This is a genomic window from Shewanella sp. ANA-3 (genome assembly GCF_000203935.1).
GTDB lineage: Bacteria > Pseudomonadota > Gammaproteobacteria > Enterobacterales > Shewanellaceae > Shewanella.
This window is the reverse complement of record NC_008577.1, coordinates 4525653-4544629: the sequence shown is the minus strand read 5'-3', so window position 1 is coordinate 4544629 and position 18977 is coordinate 4525653. Positions and strand designations below refer to the sequence as shown.

Annotated in this window: 22 protein-coding genes; 8 read left to right on the top strand and 14 right to left on the bottom strand. The window is 46.0% G+C overall.

Annotated features, from left to right (window positions below; translation table 11 throughout):
- Positions 1–67 precede the first annotated feature (67 nt).
- Complete coding sequence (locus SHEWANA3_RS19780; protein ID WP_011718526.1) at positions 68–727, top strand: hypothetical protein; 660 nt, start codon at positions 68–70, stop codon at positions 725–727.
- A 56-nt stretch (positions 728–783) separates the two neighbouring features.
- Here SHEWANA3_RS19780 and SHEWANA3_RS19775 read toward each other — a convergent pair whose 3' ends face one another.
- From SHEWANA3_RS19775 to SHEWANA3_RS19755, 7 genes are all read right to left on the bottom strand, one after another.
- A complete protein-coding gene (locus SHEWANA3_RS19775) occupies positions 784–1434 on the bottom strand; it encodes an HGGxSTG domain-containing protein (RefSeq protein ID WP_011718525.1) in 651 nt (216 codons plus the stop codon).
- A 217-nt stretch (positions 1435–1651) separates the two neighbouring features.
- Positions 1652–2470, bottom strand: coding sequence for an inovirus-type Gp2 protein (locus tag SHEWANA3_RS19770; RefSeq protein ID WP_011718524.1), 819 nt, complete (start codon positions 2468–2470; stop codon positions 1652–1654).
- 222 nt (positions 2471–2692) lie between these two features.
- Entirely contained in the window at positions 2693–2899 is a 207-nt protein-coding gene (locus SHEWANA3_RS23325; protein WP_166485365.1) for an AlpA family phage regulatory protein, read from the bottom strand.
- Positions 2899–3120: an AlpA family phage regulatory protein gene (locus SHEWANA3_RS23320; protein WP_166485364.1), complete on the bottom strand. Its 222-nt coding sequence runs from the start codon at positions 3118–3120 to the stop codon at positions 2899–2901. Before SHEWANA3_RS23320 ends, SHEWANA3_RS23325 begins: the two co-directional genes overlap by 1 nt.
- Positions 3121–3232: 112 nt before the next feature.
- Positions 3233–4057 (bottom strand): hypothetical protein, encoded by an 825-nt coding sequence (locus SHEWANA3_RS19765; protein ID WP_011718522.1) that lies wholly within the window; start codon positions 4055–4057, stop codon positions 3233–3235.
- Positions 4058–4127: 70 nt separating this feature from the next.
- Complete coding sequence (locus tag SHEWANA3_RS19760) at positions 4128–5342, bottom strand: site-specific integrase (protein WP_011718521.1); 1215 nt, start codon at positions 5340–5342, stop codon at positions 4128–4130.
- Between the two features lie 181 nt (positions 5343–5523).
- Entirely contained in the window at positions 5524–6387 is an 864-nt protein-coding gene (locus tag SHEWANA3_RS19755; RefSeq protein ID WP_011718520.1) for a YicC/YloC family endoribonuclease, read from the bottom strand.
- Positions 6388–6601: 214 nt separating this feature from the next.
- On the opposite strand from SHEWANA3_RS19755, the gene rph reads away from it, so the two are divergent.
- Both rph and pyrE read left to right on the top strand, forming a co-directional pair.
- Positions 6602–7315 carry a ribonuclease PH gene (rph, locus tag SHEWANA3_RS19750; protein WP_011624329.1) on the top strand — a complete coding sequence of 238 codons (714 nt, stop codon included), beginning with the start codon at positions 6602–6604 and terminating at the stop codon, positions 7313–7315.
- A gap of 96 nt (positions 7316–7411) precedes the next feature.
- A complete protein-coding gene (pyrE, locus tag SHEWANA3_RS19745; protein ID WP_011624328.1) occupies positions 7412–8059 on the top strand; it encodes an orotate phosphoribosyltransferase in 648 nt (215 codons plus the stop codon).
- A gap of 93 nt (positions 8060–8152) precedes the next feature.
- Here pyrE and folE read toward each other — a convergent pair whose 3' ends face one another.
- The 5 genes from folE to coaBC all read right to left on the bottom strand — a co-directional run bounded on the left by folE (position 8153) and on the right by coaBC (position 13504).
- The gene (gene folE / locus SHEWANA3_RS19740; RefSeq protein ID WP_011624327.1) at positions 8153–8803 is read right to left on the bottom strand and encodes a GTP cyclohydrolase I FolE; all 651 of its coding nucleotides are present in this window, start codon (positions 8801–8803) and stop codon (positions 8153–8155) included.
- Positions 8804–9070: 267 nt separating this feature from the next.
- A complete protein-coding gene (locus SHEWANA3_RS19735; RefSeq protein WP_011718519.1) occupies positions 9071–11056 on the bottom strand; it encodes a S9 family peptidase in 1986 nt (661 codons plus the stop codon).
- Between the two features lie 135 nt (positions 11057–11191).
- Complete coding sequence (gene slmA, locus SHEWANA3_RS19730) at positions 11192–11785, bottom strand: nucleoid occlusion factor SlmA (protein WP_011718518.1); 594 nt, start codon at positions 11783–11785, stop codon at positions 11192–11194.
- 30 nt (positions 11786–11815) lie between these two features.
- The gene (dut, locus tag SHEWANA3_RS19725) at positions 11816–12274 is read right to left on the bottom strand and encodes a dUTP diphosphatase (RefSeq protein ID WP_011624324.1); all 459 of its coding nucleotides are present in this window, start codon (positions 12272–12274) and stop codon (positions 11816–11818) included.
- Positions 12275–13504, bottom strand: coding sequence for a bifunctional phosphopantothenoylcysteine decarboxylase/phosphopantothenate--cysteine ligase CoaBC (gene coaBC, locus SHEWANA3_RS19720; RefSeq protein ID WP_011718517.1), 1230 nt, complete (start codon positions 13502–13504; stop codon positions 12275–12277). It lies immediately after the preceding gene.
- Between the two features lie 121 nt (positions 13505–13625).
- Here coaBC and radC point away from each other — a divergent pair, with 121 nt between their 5' ends.
- The 5 genes from radC to SHEWANA3_RS19695 all read left to right on the top strand — a co-directional run bounded on the left by radC (position 13626) and on the right by SHEWANA3_RS19695 (position 17107).
- Complete coding sequence (gene radC, locus SHEWANA3_RS19715) at positions 13626–14303, top strand: DNA repair protein RadC (protein WP_011624904.1); 678 nt, start codon at positions 13626–13628, stop codon at positions 14301–14303.
- Between the two features lie 122 nt (positions 14304–14425).
- Positions 14426–14662, top strand: a complete 237-nt coding sequence (rpmB, locus tag SHEWANA3_RS19710; protein WP_006079870.1) for a 50S ribosomal protein L28 — start codon at positions 14426–14428, stop codon at positions 14660–14662.
- Positions 14663–14668: 6 nt separating this feature from the next.
- A complete protein-coding gene (rpmG, locus tag SHEWANA3_RS19705; RefSeq protein ID WP_006079871.1) occupies positions 14669–14842 on the top strand; it encodes a 50S ribosomal protein L33 in 174 nt (57 codons plus the stop codon).
- A 323-nt stretch (positions 14843–15165) separates the two neighbouring features.
- Entirely contained in the window at positions 15166–16485 is a 1320-nt protein-coding gene (gene argA / locus SHEWANA3_RS19700; RefSeq protein WP_041412827.1) for an amino-acid N-acetyltransferase, read from the top strand.
- A gap of 103 nt (positions 16486–16588) precedes the next feature.
- Complete coding sequence (locus SHEWANA3_RS19695) at positions 16589–17107, top strand: PH domain-containing protein (protein ID WP_011718515.1); 519 nt, start codon at positions 16589–16591, stop codon at positions 17105–17107.
- A gap of 59 nt (positions 17108–17166) precedes the next feature.
- On the opposite strand, the gene rarD is transcribed toward SHEWANA3_RS19695, so the two are convergent.
- Both rarD and SHEWANA3_RS19685 read right to left on the bottom strand, forming a co-directional pair.
- A complete protein-coding gene (gene rarD / locus SHEWANA3_RS19690; RefSeq protein WP_011718514.1) occupies positions 17167–18054 on the bottom strand; it encodes an EamA family transporter RarD in 888 nt (295 codons plus the stop codon).
- A gap of 215 nt (positions 18055–18269) precedes the next feature.
- A complete protein-coding gene (locus SHEWANA3_RS19685; protein ID WP_011718513.1) occupies positions 18270–18734 on the bottom strand; it encodes a thioesterase family protein in 465 nt (154 codons plus the stop codon).
- Between the last annotated feature and the right edge of the window lie 243 nt (positions 18735–18977).

The following is an 18977-nucleotide window of genomic DNA, read 5'->3' as shown; positions in this document are numbered from 1 at the left end:
TATGAGAGAGCTGAATGACTGGGAACGTGATATCTTATCTACTAATCATTTCAAAAACTGGCAATAAATGGATTTTTTTGAGTTTTGGAACATCTGTCTAGCAATGGGACTAGCTAAGCACCCAGACGATTTAGATGTGCTTGGCGAGTTATATCATCATTTACAGAAACCCATTGATAGCGAGTTTGAATTTGGTTTGCCGCCGGGACCATTCTTTGGGGCATTAAAAACCGCAAAAATTGTGCTTTGTTATGCTAACCCTAGTCGTGATGCAAAAACCGCTGAGGTTGTTGCGTCGCAGGAATTGAAGGATAAGTTGTTTGCTCAACTTGATGGTTTACAGTCTTATCCTTATCAGATACCGGGTTGGGATAAATGGTTTAAGCCAGTTGCCAATAGTTTGTTTGATGGGAATTGTGAACTGGCATCAAAGCATATCTGTGTGTTTAATTTAGTCCCTTATGCCTCTACCAATATGGACCAAGTACAAAGTTTTGCCACCAGCTTGCCAAGTGTTTGGGCGGCACAAGAATACCTTAGGCGGACATTAATCCCGCAAGCTTTGAGAGAAGAAATTCTATTGGTGATGTGCCGTTCTTCTCAATTGTGGGGATTACAGACTCCACATGGTTCAGCAAATATTGTGATTAACAAAACGCGAGTTGGGTTCACTGATGAAACCAAGAAGCGTATTAAAGCGTGGCGAAATTCCATGAACCTAAACTAAGCCCATTACATGCAGTGACTTCAATCGCGGATGTCACGTTAAGGTATGAGGATTAATTAGCTTTTATTGGATGTTTTGAGCTTCTTTAAGTATTTGTTGAGCACTTTTTGGACTGGGTCCATTGGCATTCGGGCTGTGTAACCAAAACCCTTTTTCCGTTCAGTTTTAGAAAATATCCTCATTTCATGTGCTAACTCCGCATGAGAGCCGCTTAATCTATTGAAATAAGGAGTTGGGAAGACTGCCGAGTAGATATGGAATTTGAGGTGTTCAGCAGCGGTGTCTTTATAGTAATGATCCAGTGCGGACTGGATCAAAAGCAGTGCCTCTGGTCCATCATATTCAGCAATATAGTATTTAACGGTTTCTAGCTCAAATCGATATTGACGAACAATTTCGATAACTTCATCTAAGTTGCGAGTTTGCATTTCACTAAGCTCTATCAACCGCCAATAAGCATTGAGAGCGTTTTCTATATCTATCTGTTTTATTTTTAGGTCAAGGCGTTTATAGAAATGCCACATAAAAGCATTAACAAGTGCATTCGCTCTTACGACTAATTTTCCCTCTTTTGTTTTGGCTCCGGTAGATCGGCCGCCATGGAGCTTACAGCGGCCATTGGCTTTATTGCCATAACGCTGGCAAGGTTTACCACTGCGAGTCTTTGCTCCGCAACGTGGTAGTGTTTCTAAATCAAATCGGCTCATGGTTATTCCTTCTTTTGATCAACAAGCGTGGATCTGTAATGGTTGGATCTGCTTCGGTTCATGGGCTTTGTTTTGCATTTTGAGGAACGTTTTTAGTTAGCGCCATCAACATCGCAGATAAACGCCTCAAGCCCTTCGTTTTTCTGTGTTTGAGTGTGTTTCAACCCCCTTTGCAGGTGGATCAATTGCCATTAATGGATCTTGAGTTTTTATCGGTTCAAGGGGTTCTTAGGTGTGATCCACTACAAAGTGGATCTACAAGGTGTTGTAAACTGGATGTCCGAGTCAGAATAGATTCTTTCAGTTGCTGGGCATGGCTTCTTTCGGTAAACCAAGCAAAGGCAGGCTTGATGGATTTAACGGCCTCTCTTATCGTGCTCTCAGCATGCTGGGCTTTTACTCTGCGCTGATTGATTTGAGCCGTAATAAAAGGGTCAACCAAGAGCGTATCTTTACTATCGTCAAATGATACTGCTGGTTGGATTTTATTGCTCAGAAACGAACGTGCTTTGATACCGATCTCCTTTGTCACTGTTTTGGCAAAGTAACTGAGACGGTAAATAGCATGCTTGAGTGAGGGCTTATTCCCACGACACATTATGTTGAAAGGATTATCGACTAATGACGCTGTTCCACCAGTTCGCTCCCATTGTGATTTAAGCTGACTTAACAGTTTGTGTGGATAGTTAATTTTATGTCCACTGAGCATAAGGGCGACATGATAGTGTTGTATTTCAGAGTGATGTCGCTCTCTAGCACATAGGTATTGCACCTTACATTTGTATTGCTGAGATAGCGCATTGGCCTGTTGCTTAAGGAACTGATTAATTAGATTGTTATCAGCAGAATACTGCTGTGGGTGTAAATCGATTCTAATCACCATGACTTTACTGTAGTGACTTAACATGACTTCACAGCTGGAAATGATTTTCTCCACAAGTTGTGGCTTTAGTCCCTGTGCTAGAGGTTTGTAGACATGGTAAGCATGATCCTTATACATCATTAATATTGAATTATGCTTGTTGATACAGAACATCGTTTAACCTTCTATTTTTGACATACTGAAAACAGACGGCCATATATTATTTAATATCCGCCGATTTATCGGGCTTGATCGATAGTGTTCGATTGAGCTCTCAGGGGGTTTAAGGCTTTTCAGTCGGTTTTGATTTATAGGTGTAGTGCGTCAAACTGCGTCACTACACTCGTTAAAAAAAGCAGGCGAAGCCTGCTTTACACCAGAAAGTAGCGTGCTCATTCACTTTAATAGCCACTCACGCACATCTTTGAATAGCCAGCATGATCGTCCATTCTCAATTGAGGCTGGTTTGGGAAATGTCCCTGCTTTAATTCTTCGCCCCAAGGTTGAGCGGCTAATGCCAAGCAACCGCTGGATTTCTGGCTTTCTAACGACACGATATTCATCAATAAAATGAGCTAAGTGATCGGTATTGGATGTTTGCATTAGTACTTCCCATCTTCGACTGTCTGGCGAGAAGCAACCCATTCTGTTAGTTCAGATAACAGCCAGCCGACTGAAGTACTCTGTGGATAGAGCTGCCTGCGTTTGGGGAAAAGACCTCTGCGCTCAAGTGACCATGCAGTGGTACGTGAAATTGAGGTGATTGATTTACGTTCCGCTTCACGAACGATACGGTCTGTAGATGGTTTATTTAATGAGTTCATGCTCACTCCCGTTCAATGTTGTTCGGGAGTGATTATGGCTAATGATGTATTCTTAAAAAGTGCTTCTACATAGTTGAGGGGGGTATTTCTTTTTGTAAGATATTGATATTCATCAAATATATTTTTTTATTGTTGATGTGGTAAACTTAGTTTGGATTAACTCTTTTAATCTTTCTGTACTAACTTTACTCATGCCCTTTGATTTGGAAAAATCATAACCTTTAAGGTACTTATTGATAAATTTGGATGAAGGGAAGCGCTCTGGAAATACTATTAGTGCAGGAAGGTCTAGATTATTACCTTTTTTTGAAAAATCTTTGATTGTATTGAAAATACTATCAACAAGTGCGGACTTGGTGACCTTTCCGTCAATATCACCCATCATTACAAAGTCTGCCATAGCGGTAATCAAATTTTGAACTGGAATGGTTCTGGTTGCAGTTTTCTTACCACCGGCTTGAGGGATTAACACTTTTTGAATAAATCCTGAATTTGCGTGCCGTTCAGTGGGGGTTTTCATGTCATGAGCACCAGCAAAATACCCAGTCAATATTGCCGTTTCTATGATGTTATAGAATAGATTCCATTTGAAATCCTTCCCTTCATTGGGATTGAGGGATAACTGCAATTCCTTTAGTTGTCTTCCTATGGTATTCAAATGGTCTTTCAGGATAGAAATCTCAGTCTGATAAGAAACATCATTTATAACAACAGATTCTGGGCTTCCATTTCTAAGGCATTTTGGTATTCGACCTTCTAAAACCTTCAATAATTCAAGCCCTTTATAATTAGCAACATGTAATCGGTAAAGTGCATTATTTTCGCCAACAGGCATTGGTATACCTAACGCATGCAATTTATAAGGGAGCATTTCTGGTAGTAGCATTCTTTTTATGTCATCAATTTGTGACAATATCTCGCTTTTAGGAAGATTCATATTTATTGAAACCTGAATTGTTGATTTTGCTCTTATAGGAAGTACTAGACTAAATATGCGTTTATTATTTCTAACAGTTAACTATCGGGGCTATGAGATTTGCTACTGAGTTGAGAGCATCTAGACGTTCATCAAAGTAATCGTAACGGTCATAAATGCCTTCAACGCCCTTGATTTTGTGGTTAAGGCAACGCTCGGCAATATGAGATGGGACTCCTTGCTTAGCGAGTAGACTTCTGCAAGTACGTCGGAAATCATGAATAGTGAAGTAAGGTATTTCTCCCATACGATTAATGGGTTGTCTGGTTTTGCTTGAGTCATGTCCAAAGAGTGAGGCTACAGCCCGATTCAGGGTATCACCTGAGACATGTGGCTTTTTGCTTGCTTTGCGATTTGGAAATACATAGTCCGAACCACAAGCTCTGATCTGTAACTCTTCAAACCATTCAACGACAGAATCAGGAAGTGGGATTGATATTGCTTTGGAGCTTTTTGTCCTTGGTTGTGGTAGTTTCCATAACTTCAAATTCAGATCTATTTCTTGCCAAGTTAATTTCAAGAGTTCGCCTTTTCTCACCCCTAAGCAAACTAACAAAGCTGAGGCTAGGTAGTTGTCCCGACCAAAACTGCTTATGTTGTCTTTTGCGACACTAAAAAACTGTTTCAGTTCTTCAACTGACAATGCTCTTTCTCTGCTTTTCTCCACGCCACCAGCATCTGCTGGTTTAAAGTGGCTCGCGGGGTTACCATCTTTTAAGCCAAGCTTGCAAGCATGAGTAAATAGCTTTTTGCAATGAAGCAGCGTGTCATTAGCTGTAGTGGGGCGATTACTATGGGCGACCTTTTGGATGATGTTTCTAATATCAAGGGGTGTTACATCCTTAATTTGCAAGCGGCCAATATAAGGTTGGACTTCTTTTGTATAGATTCTTAGTGGGATTTCACTGTGCTTAAGTCGTTTTTTTGCATCGACAAACCAATCATTGAAGAGGTCATCTACGGTTTGAATTTTCTCTTGGCCAATTTTCGCTCTTTCAGCTAGAGGATCACCTCCCTTACTAATTGATTGCTTTAATATGGCAGCAGCAGCTCTAGCATCTGCTAGAGACATGTGTGGATACTGACCACCTTCTAGGGTCATGAATCGACGCTTGCCGTTTGAGGTATACCTTAACTCCCAGCTCGCTTTGCCTTCTGTCTGCACCCGAATATAAAGCCCATCGTCTACTAATTTACGAGTAGCTGTCTTGCTGCGGATAAATGCTTTGATCTGCTTATCATTCATGCTGTTGGACTCAAGTGGTTACTAAACCTATATAAAGTGGTTACTTGAATGATTTAGTAACCATTTTAGTAACCACTTCATAGCTTACAATAGCAAACAAACTCGAACCTGTAAAAACATTAAACCCAGCAAGTGCTGGGTTTAATTGGTTATTTTAAACAATGGCAATCAGGCTAAAACATCATTCCACATTCTGGATCTGCTCGCGCATTTGTTCGATGAGTACTTTGAGCTCGACGGCGGCGGCGGTGATTTCTGTGCTGATGGATTTTGAGGCGAGGGTGTTAGATTCGCGGTTAAATTCCTGCATCATAAAATCTAAGCGACGGCCTTCGCTGCCGCCTTTTTTGAGGATGCGGCGCGCTTCGGTGACATGGGCTTCGAGTCTATCCATCTCTTCGGCCACATCTTGTTTTTGTGCTAACAGGATCATCTCCTGCTCGATGCGGGCGGGGTCGAGTTCGCCTTTGATTTCAGCGAGGCGATTGGTGAGTTTATCGCGTTGATATTCCATCACTTTAGGCATGTGTTCGCGCACGATAGCGATTTGTTCTTCGACGCCTTCTAAACGGCTTAACAACATTTCTTTAATCGCTGCACCTTCACGGCCACGGGCTTCGATAAACTGGTCTATTGCTAAATCGAAAGCCGTTAATAGCTCGGCGCCAATGGCATCCATATCTTGCTCTGAGCTTGAGAGCACGCCTGGCCAGCGCAAAATGTCAGTCAGGCTCACTTCGCCTTGGCCGGCTTCTTGTTTTAACCAGCTGGCGGCGTCGAGCAACTGCTTGGCTAACCCTTGGTTTAATTTGAGTTCGTTATTGCTGTTGTCGGCTAACTCATAGCGTAAATTGACCTCGACTTTACCGCGGCTTAAACGTTTACGCAGACGGTCGCGCAGTACGGGTTCGAAGCTGCGGAACTGTTCTGGCAGACGTAGGTAAGTTTCGAGGTAACGCTGGTTGACTGAGCGAATTTCCCAAGAGGCGGTGCCCCATTGTGCTTTGTGCTCGATGCGAGCGTAGGCTGTCATGCTTTGGATCATGGGATTGTCCTAATGGTTGAATCGTCATATTGATAGGCGATTATAGAGTCAATGGCTTTAGGATTAAAGGCATACAATATACTGCTAGGGGTTAAGCTAGCATTTAAAGATGGGGAGTTTGTCAGAGAATGGCCCTAGGCATGGCATCCTCAGGCACAAATCCCTATAATATGCAGCCAAAATCGGTCAATGACTCAGAATACAGGAATCTCGCATGCGTCCAAGTAACAGAACGCCAGCACAAACACGTCCCATCACTATCACTCGCCAGTTTACGGCCCACGCCGAAGGTTCTGTGTTAGTGGAGTTTGGCGAAACCAAAGTACTTTGTACCGCCAGTTTTACTGAGGGTGTGCCACGTTTCCTAAAAGGTCAGGGACAAGGCTGGGTGACGGCAGAATACGGTATGTTGCCACGTTCAACCCACAGCCGTATGGACCGTGAAGCGGCTCGCGGCAAGCAATCAGGCCGTACGCAAGAGATCCAGCGTCTGATTGGCCGTGCACTGCGTGCTTGCGTCGATATGAAAGCCCTTGGCGAAAACACGATCGTTATCGATTGTGATGTGATCCAAGCCGATGGCGGTACTCGCACTGCGTCTATCACAGGTGCCTGTGTGGCTTTAGTGGATGCGCTGAACTGGGCGCGTGGTAAGGGCATTATCAAGTCTAACCCACTGAAGTTTTTGATTGCTGCGGTCAGCGTTGGTATCTATAACGGTGAAGCGATCAGCGATCTCGAATATGTGGAAGACAGCGCGGCTGAAACCGATATGAACGTAGTCATGACGGAAACCGGTAAGATCATTGAAATTCAAGGTACGGCCGAAGGTGAGCCGTTTAGCCATGAAGAATTGATTGAACTACTCGGGTTGGCGAAGAACAGTATTCGTGAAATCGTCGATGTGCAGAAAGCCGCATTAAATTAATTGTTGTTGATAAGAAGCCCCATTATGGGGCTTTTTATTAAATCAATATTGCTATAACCCAATAAAAATAGAACGTTAAAGTCGTAAGGAGAGATTGTGAAAGCCTATCAACGTGAGTTTATTGAATTTGCCCTAGAGCGTCAGGTACTGCGATTCGGTGAGTTTACCCTTAAATCGGGCCGTATCAGTCCTTATTTCTTTAATGCGGGTTTATTCAATACTGGACGGGACCTTGCGCGTTTAGGACGTTTTTACGCGGCGGCGTTAGTGGATTCAGGCATAGAATACGATCTGTTGTTTGGCCCGGCTTACAAAGGTATTCCGATTGCGACCACGACTGCGGTGGCTTTGTGCGAACACCACGATATCGATATTCCCTATTGCTTTAACCGTAAAGAGAAAAAAGATCACGGTGAAGGTGGCAGCTTAGTCGGTAGCGAGCTTAAAGGTCGTGTAATGCTGGTGGACGATGTGATCACCGCGGGTACGGCAATTCGTGAGTCGATGGAAATCATCGAGGCTCATCAGGCGCAGTTGGCTGGCGTATTAATCGCGCTGGATAGACAAGAGAAGGGCAAGGGCGAACTGTCGGCCATCCAAGAGGTTGAGCGTGATTTTGGCTGCGGTATTGTGGCGATCATCAAGCTTGCGGATCTGATCAGCTACCTGTCAGAAAAACCGGGTATGGAAGCGCAACTGGCGGCAGTAAGCCAGTACCGTGAGCAGTATGGCATCGAGGCCTAATAAGGCTTAAGCGGGTTATAAACCGCTAAAACAAAAACGCTGCGATTCATCAAGAATGGCAGCGTTTTTTTATGCCCTGATTAAATCCAAACCTTATTTGGATTGATTTAAAAACTCGGCACGGGTGGCGGGGTTAGATTTAAAAATGCCCCCTAAGGCGGTGGTCGTGGTGGAGCTGGTGGAGTCCATCACGCCGCGGGATTTGACGCAGTAATGCACCGCATCCATTTTCACGGCTACGTCTTTGGTTTCGAGCAAGGTTTGCAAGGCAACTAACACTTGTTGGGTTAAGCGCTCTTGCACCTGTGGACGCTGGGAGAAGAAACGCACTATGCGGTTAATCTTTGATAAACCGATAATTTTCTTACGAGGAATATAAGCGATCGTCGCTGTGCCATCGATAGTGACTAAGTGATGCTCACAGGTACTGGTCAGGCTGATATCCTGCACGCGCACCATCTCATCGAAGCCCATTTTGTTATCAATGACAGTGATCTTCGGGAAGTTCTCATAGTCTAAGCCTGAGAAAATTTCGTCGACATACATTTTGGCGATGCGGCGTGGAGTATCGGCAAGACTGTCGTCGGAAAGATCCAGTGACATTAGCGTCAGGATTTCCTTCATATGGAATTCAATCTTGTCCTTACGCTCTTCAGGCGTAAACACATTGGGTAGCATGGGGGTTTCAAGTCCGCGTTCTTGTAGGGCGGCTTGTACTTTTACTGCTGCTTCACTTAATGCCATCTTATCCTCCACTACTGCAGTAGCGGCTATCACTGAAAACCTAGCACCCTAAACTGAGTTTGTACAATGGGTGAACTCAGGTACAAATCGACTCGTTCTTATCTGGGTAAGAACAAGGTGGGGGAGAATAGCGCGAATTGCAGATAATTCATACCAAAAAAGGCTCACGCTGAAGATGAAAAAGCCGATAGTCCTTATCGATTATCGGCTCCTCGGGGCGCTAAAACATCATTATCTTGATGAAGATAGTAATTATTTTAGTGAGTGCTAAAGTTTTAAGTTGGTTTTTAAGAAGCTCAGCATCTGATCGTAATACTTGGCTCTATGCTCATCGTTATAAAAACCATGGCCTTCGTTATCCATCACCAGTTTTTGGTAGGGATAATTATGGGCTTTGAGGGCTTTTTCGAGTGATTCGAGCTGTTCAATCGGCGCTCGCTCATCGTCACCACCGTGCACCAGTAAGAGGTTCGCTTTTAATTTAGCAACGTTCTCAGAGGGAGACATGGCTTTTAGGGTGGCTTTGTCTTGGCCGAGTACGTCCTTAAGATAGCTTGTGCCTGAACGTGTTCTGGCGACGTCTCCTTCATCAAACATCAACTCCAGATCATACACACCGGCAAACCCAACCGCGCATTTAAACATATCGGGCGCTAATACGGCGCTTTGTAGTGCGCTATAGCCGCCAAAGCTACCGCCTGCGATACACACCCGTTCCTTATCGGCAAAGCCTTGATCAATCACATATTGAGTTGCATCGATAATATCGTGCTGAATATCCGAACCCCACTTTTGATAGCCTGCTTGCTCGAAACGCTCGCCATAACCACCTGAGCCGCGGAAGTTAACCTGCAATACCGCCATACCATTTTGAGCGAGTAGTTGGTTTTGTGGGTCAAAGCCCCACCAGTCACGAATGCCATGGGGACCACCATGGGGATTGACGACCAAGGGTAAATTCTTGGCTTCTTTGCCGAAGGGTAAGGTTAAATAGCCATGGATTATTTGGCCATCGCGGTTGGTGAAACTAATAGGTTTAACCTCCGCCATTTTTTCGGGGTCGAGCCATTTGCGGGCGGCGGCTAGATACTCTAGCTTGAGCTTTTTCGTATCAAACACATAGTAATCACCAGGATTGCGATCGTTAAATGCAATCACCACCAGTTGCTCGCCATTACGGGTTTCGCTGACAATTCGTACTTGATGGCCAGGTAGAGCAGCAATTAAATCCTTAAGCAGTTTGGCGTGATTGTCGTTGTTATCGACAAAGGCATAACTGGGATAGCCATTTTCAAACTCTACGGCATACAGCTGCTTATTGGTGCCGTTGATCCAGAAGTTGCTGGGATCAACGACCTCATCTTGAATGATCTCGGCCTTCTCACCCGTTTCGAGATTGATGCGATAGACGCCTAAGGTTTCAGTGCCCACTCGACCCGCTGCATAGATGGTATTTTTATTATCAGCGAAAGAGATAGGCGTAAAATCACTTAAGCCAAGGTTAAGTTTGTCGGTGTTTATCCATTCGCCATCTTTGCGGTAAAAGACTTTAGTGATGTTTTTGCCATCTTCCCCTGCCACAAAGCGGACTTCACCATCATGGTCAGTCATAAAGCGTGCTCGGCCAATGGGGGAGCCAGTTATGCGTTTACGAACCCCGCTAAAAAGGTCAACGCGGTAGACATCCTGAGGAGTTTCACTCAAGTCTGGGGCTCCAGTCCACGGGAGCGCATTGACCAGCATATAGCGTTCATCATCCGGTAGAGGATCCAGAATGAATGCTGTGGCACTTATGGCTGTGTTTTTCTTGATATTTGAACCTGTTTGTTGCTCGCCGCTGTTATATCCAAATAGATATTTAGGGCGAGAACCATCGGCGTTGACCGCCATTAATTCGCCGTAGTATTGGGGTACATCGGTCCAACCCTTAAGGTATTCTTTTGCCAGTACAATGCGCTCGCTATTGGCCCATTCATAGGTGCCTACCTGTGCGTTACTTGGGAAGCGAATCGCATTCAGCAGTTTTTTGGTTTGAGCATCCAATACTATAAGTACATTTTTACCCTCAACACTGGTAATTGCACTTAAGTATTTGCCGGTAGGCGAGATCTTGACGTTAGAGTACTCGTTACCGCGACTGAATAATTGGGATTGTGATAGGGCATTTGTCGCCGAGGTTTCGGCCGCGAATGTGCTGAAAGGCATAATAGGCAAGCAAATTACGGCCAATGCAGCAAATGGCAAAGATTTCATCTGACATCCTTGTAATATTATTGTGGTTTTTGTTTTGAAAATGTTTACTCGAGATTAAAACAAAAGAAATACCGATACAAGGCGTGGGGGATAAAAGAAAGGACGGTGATTACCGTCCTTTGTATTGAAAAATCATTAGCTTTGTAACAGCTGATGCTGAATAAAGCGCCACTGTTCATCGAAGTGCTGCGTTGGTTTGAGTTTAAACTCGCTGCGTACAAATTGGGCGATTCGCCCTTCGGCGAAGGCTAACAGCAAATTAGCTAAAATAGCCTCATCTAAATTAAAGCCTTTCCCTTCACGTAGGGTTTTTTCCCGCAGAATTTGCTTGAGTTGGGTTTCAATTTTGGCAAATAGGGTGCTGATACGACTGCGTAGACGCTCGTTTTCACCTAAGAGCGCATCGCCATTGAGCACCCGAGAGATCCCAGGGTTGCGCTCGGCGAAAATCAACAGCAGTTGTAGCACTAATTGGCAACGTCTCATGGTGTCTTTTTCATCGTTCATGATGATGTTGATGCGGGAGAGTAATGACTCTTCAATAAACTCAATTAACCCTTCAAACATCCGCGCCTTACTCGGAAAGTGGCGATAGAGTGCCGCTTCCGATACACCGACCTCAGAGGCGAGTTTAGCGGTGGTAATACGTTGTCCTGGGCTGGTTTCTAGCATTTGCGCTAGGCATTGCAGTATGTGTTCACGACGATTAATTTTTGGGCTTACAGCCATTGCAGTATCCTTGCTCAATATCGATGCCGGTTATTTAGTGCCAGAATGGCCAAATCCACCTTCACCACGATCTGAGCTGTCGAACTCATCAACGAGTTTGAATTGTGCTTGTACTACAGGAACAAACACGAGTTGTGCGAGACGATCACCAATTTCTAAAGTAAATGGGGTATCGCTGCGGTTCCAGCAAGAGACCATCAAGGGACCTTGATAATCTGAATCGATAAGCCCAACCAGATTGCCGAGTACGATACCGTGCTTATGGCCAAGGCCTGAACGGGGCAGGATCACGGCGGCAAGGCCTGGGTCTGCCACGTGGATGGCGATGCCCGTCGGGATTAACTGAGTCTCACCTGGGGCTATCGTCATTGTGGTATCTATCATGGCGCGAAGATCCATTCCCGCGCTGCCAGGCGTGGCATAGGCGGGCAGGGGAAATTCAGAGCCAATACGGGAATCGAGGATCTTTAATTCAATCGGTGTTTTCATTTATTTTGTTTTTTCTTTCACTATCAACGAAAGTAATTGCCGAGCCAACGTGAGCTTATCGGTAGCAGGCAAATCTTGACTACCCTGCGGCCAGAATACACGCAGGGCATTGGCATCGGCATTAAAGCCAAGACCAGCAACGGATACATCGTTTGCGGCGATCATATTCAAATTTTTGCGTTTGAGTTTATCGCGGGCGTAGGCTTCTACATCATGGGTTTCGGCGGCAAATCCCACCACAAAAGGACGGTTTGCCAAGCTTGCGACCGTCGCTAAGATATCAGGATTCCTCACCAGCGCAAGTTGCATTTCCTCACTGGACTTTTTGATCTTACAGTCCGCAATATCACTGACGCGATAGTCGGCAACCGCCGCGCAGCCAATGAAAATATCTTTTTTATCAACATTATCCATCACCGCGTCGAGCATATTTTGTGCCGATTCGACATCGATTCGCGTCACCCCCTCTGGGGTGGCTAAATTTACTGGACCTGAGACCAAGGTCACAGCGGCGCCCATGTCGGCGGCGGCTTTCGCTAAGGCGAATCCCATCTTGCCTGAGCTGTGATTAGAGATATAACGCACCGGATCGATGGCTTCGCGGGTTGGTCCTGCGGTAATGAGCACCGACTGGCCCGCTAGCGGCTGAGTTTCCTGTTCAGCATAGACATCTTTTGTTGCAAAAAAGCGACTGGCTAATTCTGCGATTTCTAACGGTTCGAGCATACGACCAGGGCCTACTTCGCCACAGGCTTGGCTGCCGCTGGCGGGGCCCCACAGGGTATAACCTCGGCCTTGTAAACTCGCTAAATTGGCTTGGGTTGCGACATTGCGATACATCTGCTGATTCATCGCGGGACACAGGGCTATCGGTGCTTCGGTCGCAAGACAAGTGGTGGTGATAAGCTCATCCGCCATGCCCGCATTGATACGGGCCAGCAAATTCGCGGTGGCGGGGGCGATAATAACTAAATCCGCCCAGCGCGCGAGTTCGATATGACCCATTGCCGCTTCGGCCGCCGGATCGAGTAAGCTTGATGCCACGGGATGGCCTGATAAGGCTTGCAGAGTGAGAGGGGTAATAAATTCCATGGCACTCTGGCTCATCACCACTCGCACATCAAAGCCGCGTTCTTTTAAGCGGCGCACTAAATCCGCACTTTTGTAGGCCGCTATGCCGCCACCAATACCCAGTAGGACGTTTTTCGTTATCAGGCTCACAGACATCATCCGAGATTGAAATAATGTCGCCAACCATACCACAAAGCGACTAATTGGCGTGACTGTCCCAGTTCAAAAAAACTCGTCCATACTTGTCTAAAGTGAAAATTCGCGCTGACAAGGAGGTCGTATGGCGATTAAGGATTGGCCCGAGGGCGAAGGTCCGCGGGATAAATTATTAGTAAAAGGCGCCGCCCATCTCTCTGATGCAGAATTACTGGCCGTTTTACTGCGAAATGGGCTGAGCGGTTTGAATGCGGTCGACCTTGCGCGCTCACTGATCCATGAATTTGGTGGATTAAGAAGCTTACTTTGCGCACCAAAGCATCAGGTGTGTCGACTTCCGGGCGTGGGACCTGTAAAATACGCCCAGCTTCAAGCCGCGGCTGAATTAGCGAGGCGTGTGGCACAAGAAAACCTGCAGAGAGGTCAGGTTTTGACAAATCCCGATTTAACTCGGGATTATTTAATGAGACAATTAGCTGACCGCTCCTATGAAGTGTTCGCAATTTTGCTGCTGGATAGCCAGCATAGAGTGATTCAATTCGTCGAATTATTCCGCGGAACAATAGATTCAGCTTCGGTGTATCCACGTGAAGTGGTGAGCCTAGTGCTGGAGAAAAAGGCTGCTGCCGTCATAGTGTGTCACAATCATCCGTCTGGTATTGCCGAGCCCAGTCAGGCTGACAGACGAATAACTGAGCGATTAAAAAATGCGTTAGCAACCATAGACGTATCCTTACTGGACCATATGGTTGTTGGTGATCGAGAGATAGTTTCCTTCGCGGAACGAGGCTGGATTAATTAATCTAACGCTTGATCTTACCTCTATGATCGTGTATAAAATGCGCCCTCTTTGTGCCTCGGGCGACGGCCATACGAGGTACATTAATGCTCGAGCGTTAAAATTGTTTTTTGGAGAAGACTGACATGTCAAGAGTATGCCAAGTTACTGGCAAGAAGCCGATGGTTGGTAACAACCGTTCGCACGCAAAAAACGCGACCCGTCGTCGTTTTTTACCTAACCTGCAAAACCACCGTTTCTGGTTAGAAGAAGAAAAACGTTTCGTACAGTTACGTGTATCTACTAAAGGTATCCGTCTGATCGATAAGAAAGGTATTGAAGTTGTTGTTGCTGAACTTCGTGCCCGTGGCGAGAAGGTGTAATAGATCATGGCTAAAGCTAAAGGTAATCGTGAGAAGATCAAATTAGTTTCTACAGCTAAAACTGGTCACTTCTACACAACTGAAAAAAACAAGCGTAACATGCCAGAAAAAATGGAAATCAAAAAATTTGATCCAGTTATTCGTCAGCACGTTATCTACAAAGAAGCAAAAATCAAGTAATCCTTGTTTAGTGTTTCGAGAAAAGCCCCTTATCTAAGGGGCTTTTTTTTGGTCTTTTTTTGGCTTCTCGTCATCAAGTTGAGATAAATCTGTCCCATACTTGGTCAGTGCTGCTAAACCACATTGAGTTAAAAAAATGTGATCATTTATCAAAAATGCAATTTTTTGAAAATATAAGCACTTTATTGTATTAAAACTGCATTTTAATGAGAATAAATTCTTTATTGGTGAATTAAAATGCAATACTATACGCGTGTTTTAGTCATTCAATCCTGGTGTGTCATGTTGGCATTGCCAGCTCAAATATGAGGTGTAAACAACGCGTGCGTACCACTGAACTGGTTGATGGATTTCGTCATTCTGCCCCTTACGTCAATGCCCATAGAGGGAAAACCTTTGTGGTGATGTTGGGTGGCGAGGCTTTAGCACAAAATCAATTTCGCGGCATTTTGAATGACGTGGCCCTGTTGCACAGTTTAGGCATTAAAGTGGTGTTGGTGTATGGCGCGAGGCCGCAAATCGATGCGGCGTTGGCAGCCAATGGGATTGAACCCGCCTACCACGAAGGTGTACGTATCACCGATGAAGACTCGCTTAAAGTGATCAAGCAGGTCGCGGGCGCATTGCAGTTTGATATCACCGCGCGTTTATCGATGAGCCTCAGTAATACGCCGATGCAAGGCGCGCAAATCAACTTAGTCAGCGGTAACTTTGTGATCGCCCAGCCTCTGGGGGTCGATAATGGCGTGGATTTTTGTTTAAGCGGCAAAGTGCGCCGTATCGATACTCAAGGGCTTAAGCGTCAGCTCGATAATCACTGTATCGTGTTGATGGGGCCGATTGCCGCATCGGTCACTGGCGAAAGCTTTAACCTCACCGCTGAAGAGATTGCCACTCAAGTCGCGATCAAGCTGAAGGCCGACAAGATGATTGGCTTTAGTTCGCAAAACGGCATCCTCGATCGCAATGGCGATGTGATTGCTGAATTAATGCCAAATGACGCGCAAAACATTCTGACTAAGCTCGCTGAGCAAGGTTCTGCCTGTGTGGGCACTATGGCTTTCCTCAAGGCGAGCATTGATGCGTGCCGCAATGGTGTGCCACGTTGCCATTTGGTCAGTTACCTCGATGACGGCGCCTTGCTGCAGGAGTTGTTCTCCCGTGAGGGCATAGGTACGCAAATCGTGACAGAAAGCGCTGAGCGTCTGCGCCGCGCGTCGATTAGCGATATTGGTGGCGTACTAAACTTAATTCGTCCCTTGGAAGAGCAAGGCATTTTGGTGCGCCGCAGTCGTGAGCAGCTTGAGATTGAGATCGAGCAATTTATGTTGATTGAGCGTGATGGCTTAGTCATTGGCTGTGCGGCCCTGTATCCTTTCGAGGAGGATAACGCCGGGGAGTTTGCCTGTTTGGTAGTGCACCCAGATTATCGCGATGCGGATAGGGGCAGTTTGCTGCTGAAAAACATCATAGGTCAGGCGCGTAGCCGCGGTTATTCCCGTTTGTTTGCCTTGACTACCCGCAGCATTCACTGGTTCTTAGAGCATGGCTTTGTGATTGAAGATGTGGAAGCCTTACCGCAGAAGAAAAAGCAGCTGTATAACTATCAGCGCCGCTCTAAAATTCTCGCCCTCGATCTGTAAGCGTTACACGCTTGATAAGATGCCAGCCTAGCGCTGGCATTTTTGTTGACATAATATGTCTTTGTTGGCAGATTAAGCTTTTCTACCTTAAGGACTGCCCACCATGGTGACTCAGTTTTTCTCCCTCGCGCCTCTGACTCAAACCTCCATTTTAAGCTTTATTATCTTGCTGCTAGGTTTGGCTGGTGTGCTGTGGATGTTGTGGGTTAAACCTATGCCGAAAGTGGCTAAATCGGCGAGCTTAGGTATTTTGTTAGTGATGATTGGCGGATTTTCTTGGGTGTTTTATCAATCCCATAATGCTGAAATCGCGCTAACCGACACCGAGCTAAAACTTGATATTCCCTTCTATAAAGTGCAGTTAGCACGCTCCGAGCTGCTGGTCGAGCAGGCGCGCATTATCGACTTGAAGCTGGAGGCGGATTTAGCGCCCAGCTTTAAGACCAATGGTATCGGTATGCCAGGGTTTCAACTCGGCTGGTTTAATCTAAAAGGGAAGGGTAAGGCATTTGTGGCTGTGACGGATAAATCCGAGCTAGTGCTAGTGCCAACGACGCGAGGCTACAATCTGCTTTTGTCTGTGCCCGAGGGCGAAAGGTTGATCACCCAGCTACAAAAATAGCAGGCTAAGTACACGCTCACTTAACCACTATTTTTGCAACTGTCGGCTGCGGCGTGATGTTATCGCGCCGTTTTGCGTTTATAGGCCATATCGAAGGTGAACACCAACAGGGCGCTCCAGATAAAACCAAAGGTGATGCTCTTCTCGGCATCGAAGGGTTCATTGAATAAGGTTACCGCGAGGATAAACATAATACTCGGGCCGATATATTGGAAAAAGCCGAGCATAGACAATGGAATACGTACCGCTGCACCGGCAAAACACAATAGTGGAATCGTGGTAACAATCCCCGCCGCCATCAACAACAAGTTAAGATGCCAATCGTTGGTGAGCATATTCGCCGTGGCGCTATCTAAGGTTGCGACCAGATAAACCAATGCGACCGGTAGCAGGATAGCGGTTTCGACTAGCAGACCCGATTTTGCATCCACGTTGACCTTTTTACGCAGCAGCGCATACACCCCGAAGGTGCCCGCCAAGGCGAGGGAAACAATGGGGATTGAACCGAATGAAATCAACTGAATAAGCACGCCAGCACTCGCCAGCGCGACGGCAAACCATTGCAACTTACGTAATCTTTCACCTAAAAACAGCATGCCGAGCAGCACATTCAGTAGGGGGTTAATAAAGTAACCCAAGCTGGCATCGAGCATATGATCGTTATTCACGGCCCAGATAAAAATCAACCAGTTGGCGGCAATCAGCAGGGAGGTGATGGTGAGCACGAGTAACTGCTTTGGCTGTTTAAACAGTTGGCGCAGCTTTCCAAAGCCACCGATAAACAGCATGATGATCACCATAAACACAAATGACCAGATCACCCGATGCAGTAAAATTTCGGTCGCCGAAACATGGTGGAGTAGTTTGAAATATAAGGGCGCAAATCCCCACATACAGTAAGCACTGACGGCGAGTAGGATCCCTTTGCGGTATTCAGTATCAGGCATGAGACATCTTCGAAGGACAACAGGACGGCGATTGTAGGAGGCTATGGGAATTGACTCAAGGTGTGTGCGGTCGCCTTTTTCGTTACAGGATGTCTCTAATAACCAGTGCTCAGCAAAAATTAGAGAGAAACACCTGAGTAATCAAGGTGTTTCCCTTTAGGTTATCGATGTTGAATACGGTAAACAATTTCTAAAAAACGATGTGTGACAACGGACTAGCCAACCATATAAGTGCCAGTGCCGAAGGCGATATGGGTTCCTTGCTCGTTGTGAAGCTCCATGCGACACACTGAGACGCGATTGCCGGCACGGATCACGCTGCCCGTGCCTGTGAAAATCTGTCCACGCCCGGGGCGCAGATAATCGACGCGCATATCGATAGTGCCTAAGGTCTGCAACCGTTGTTGTAACTCCTCCACAGTCCAATCATCACGACTCGCAACCAGTCCTGCAAAGGCGGTGAGCCCTCCGACCACATCGAGCACTGTGGCGGTGACGCCACCGTGGAGAATTTGTTGGTGAATATTGCCAATGAGCTCAGGCTTCATATTAATCACCACTTCGACGCCATCTATGTCGTAGCGTTTGATATCCAGACCCAATAAATTATGAAACGGCACGTGCTGATCAAACACTTCGGCAACACGTTTGAGTACTTCGGCTTGAATTGGGTTTGTCATGCTGTTCGTCCTTGTAGGCTGTAGGGCTTCTTAGAATAGGGTCGAAACACGCACAATGGCGTTCGACTTAGAGCAATTAATCTACAGCCAAGCCTATGCCTAATGCAACTTAAGCCTTTGTGCGGGCAAATCGTTCTAGGCGTTATGATGAGTCATGGAGCAGGAAGCCTATCCTCAGGTTGTTCGCGCGGAGGCGGTTTGGGCAAGATGGCGCAAGACAGGAGCGATTCTGTCCTTTAGAAT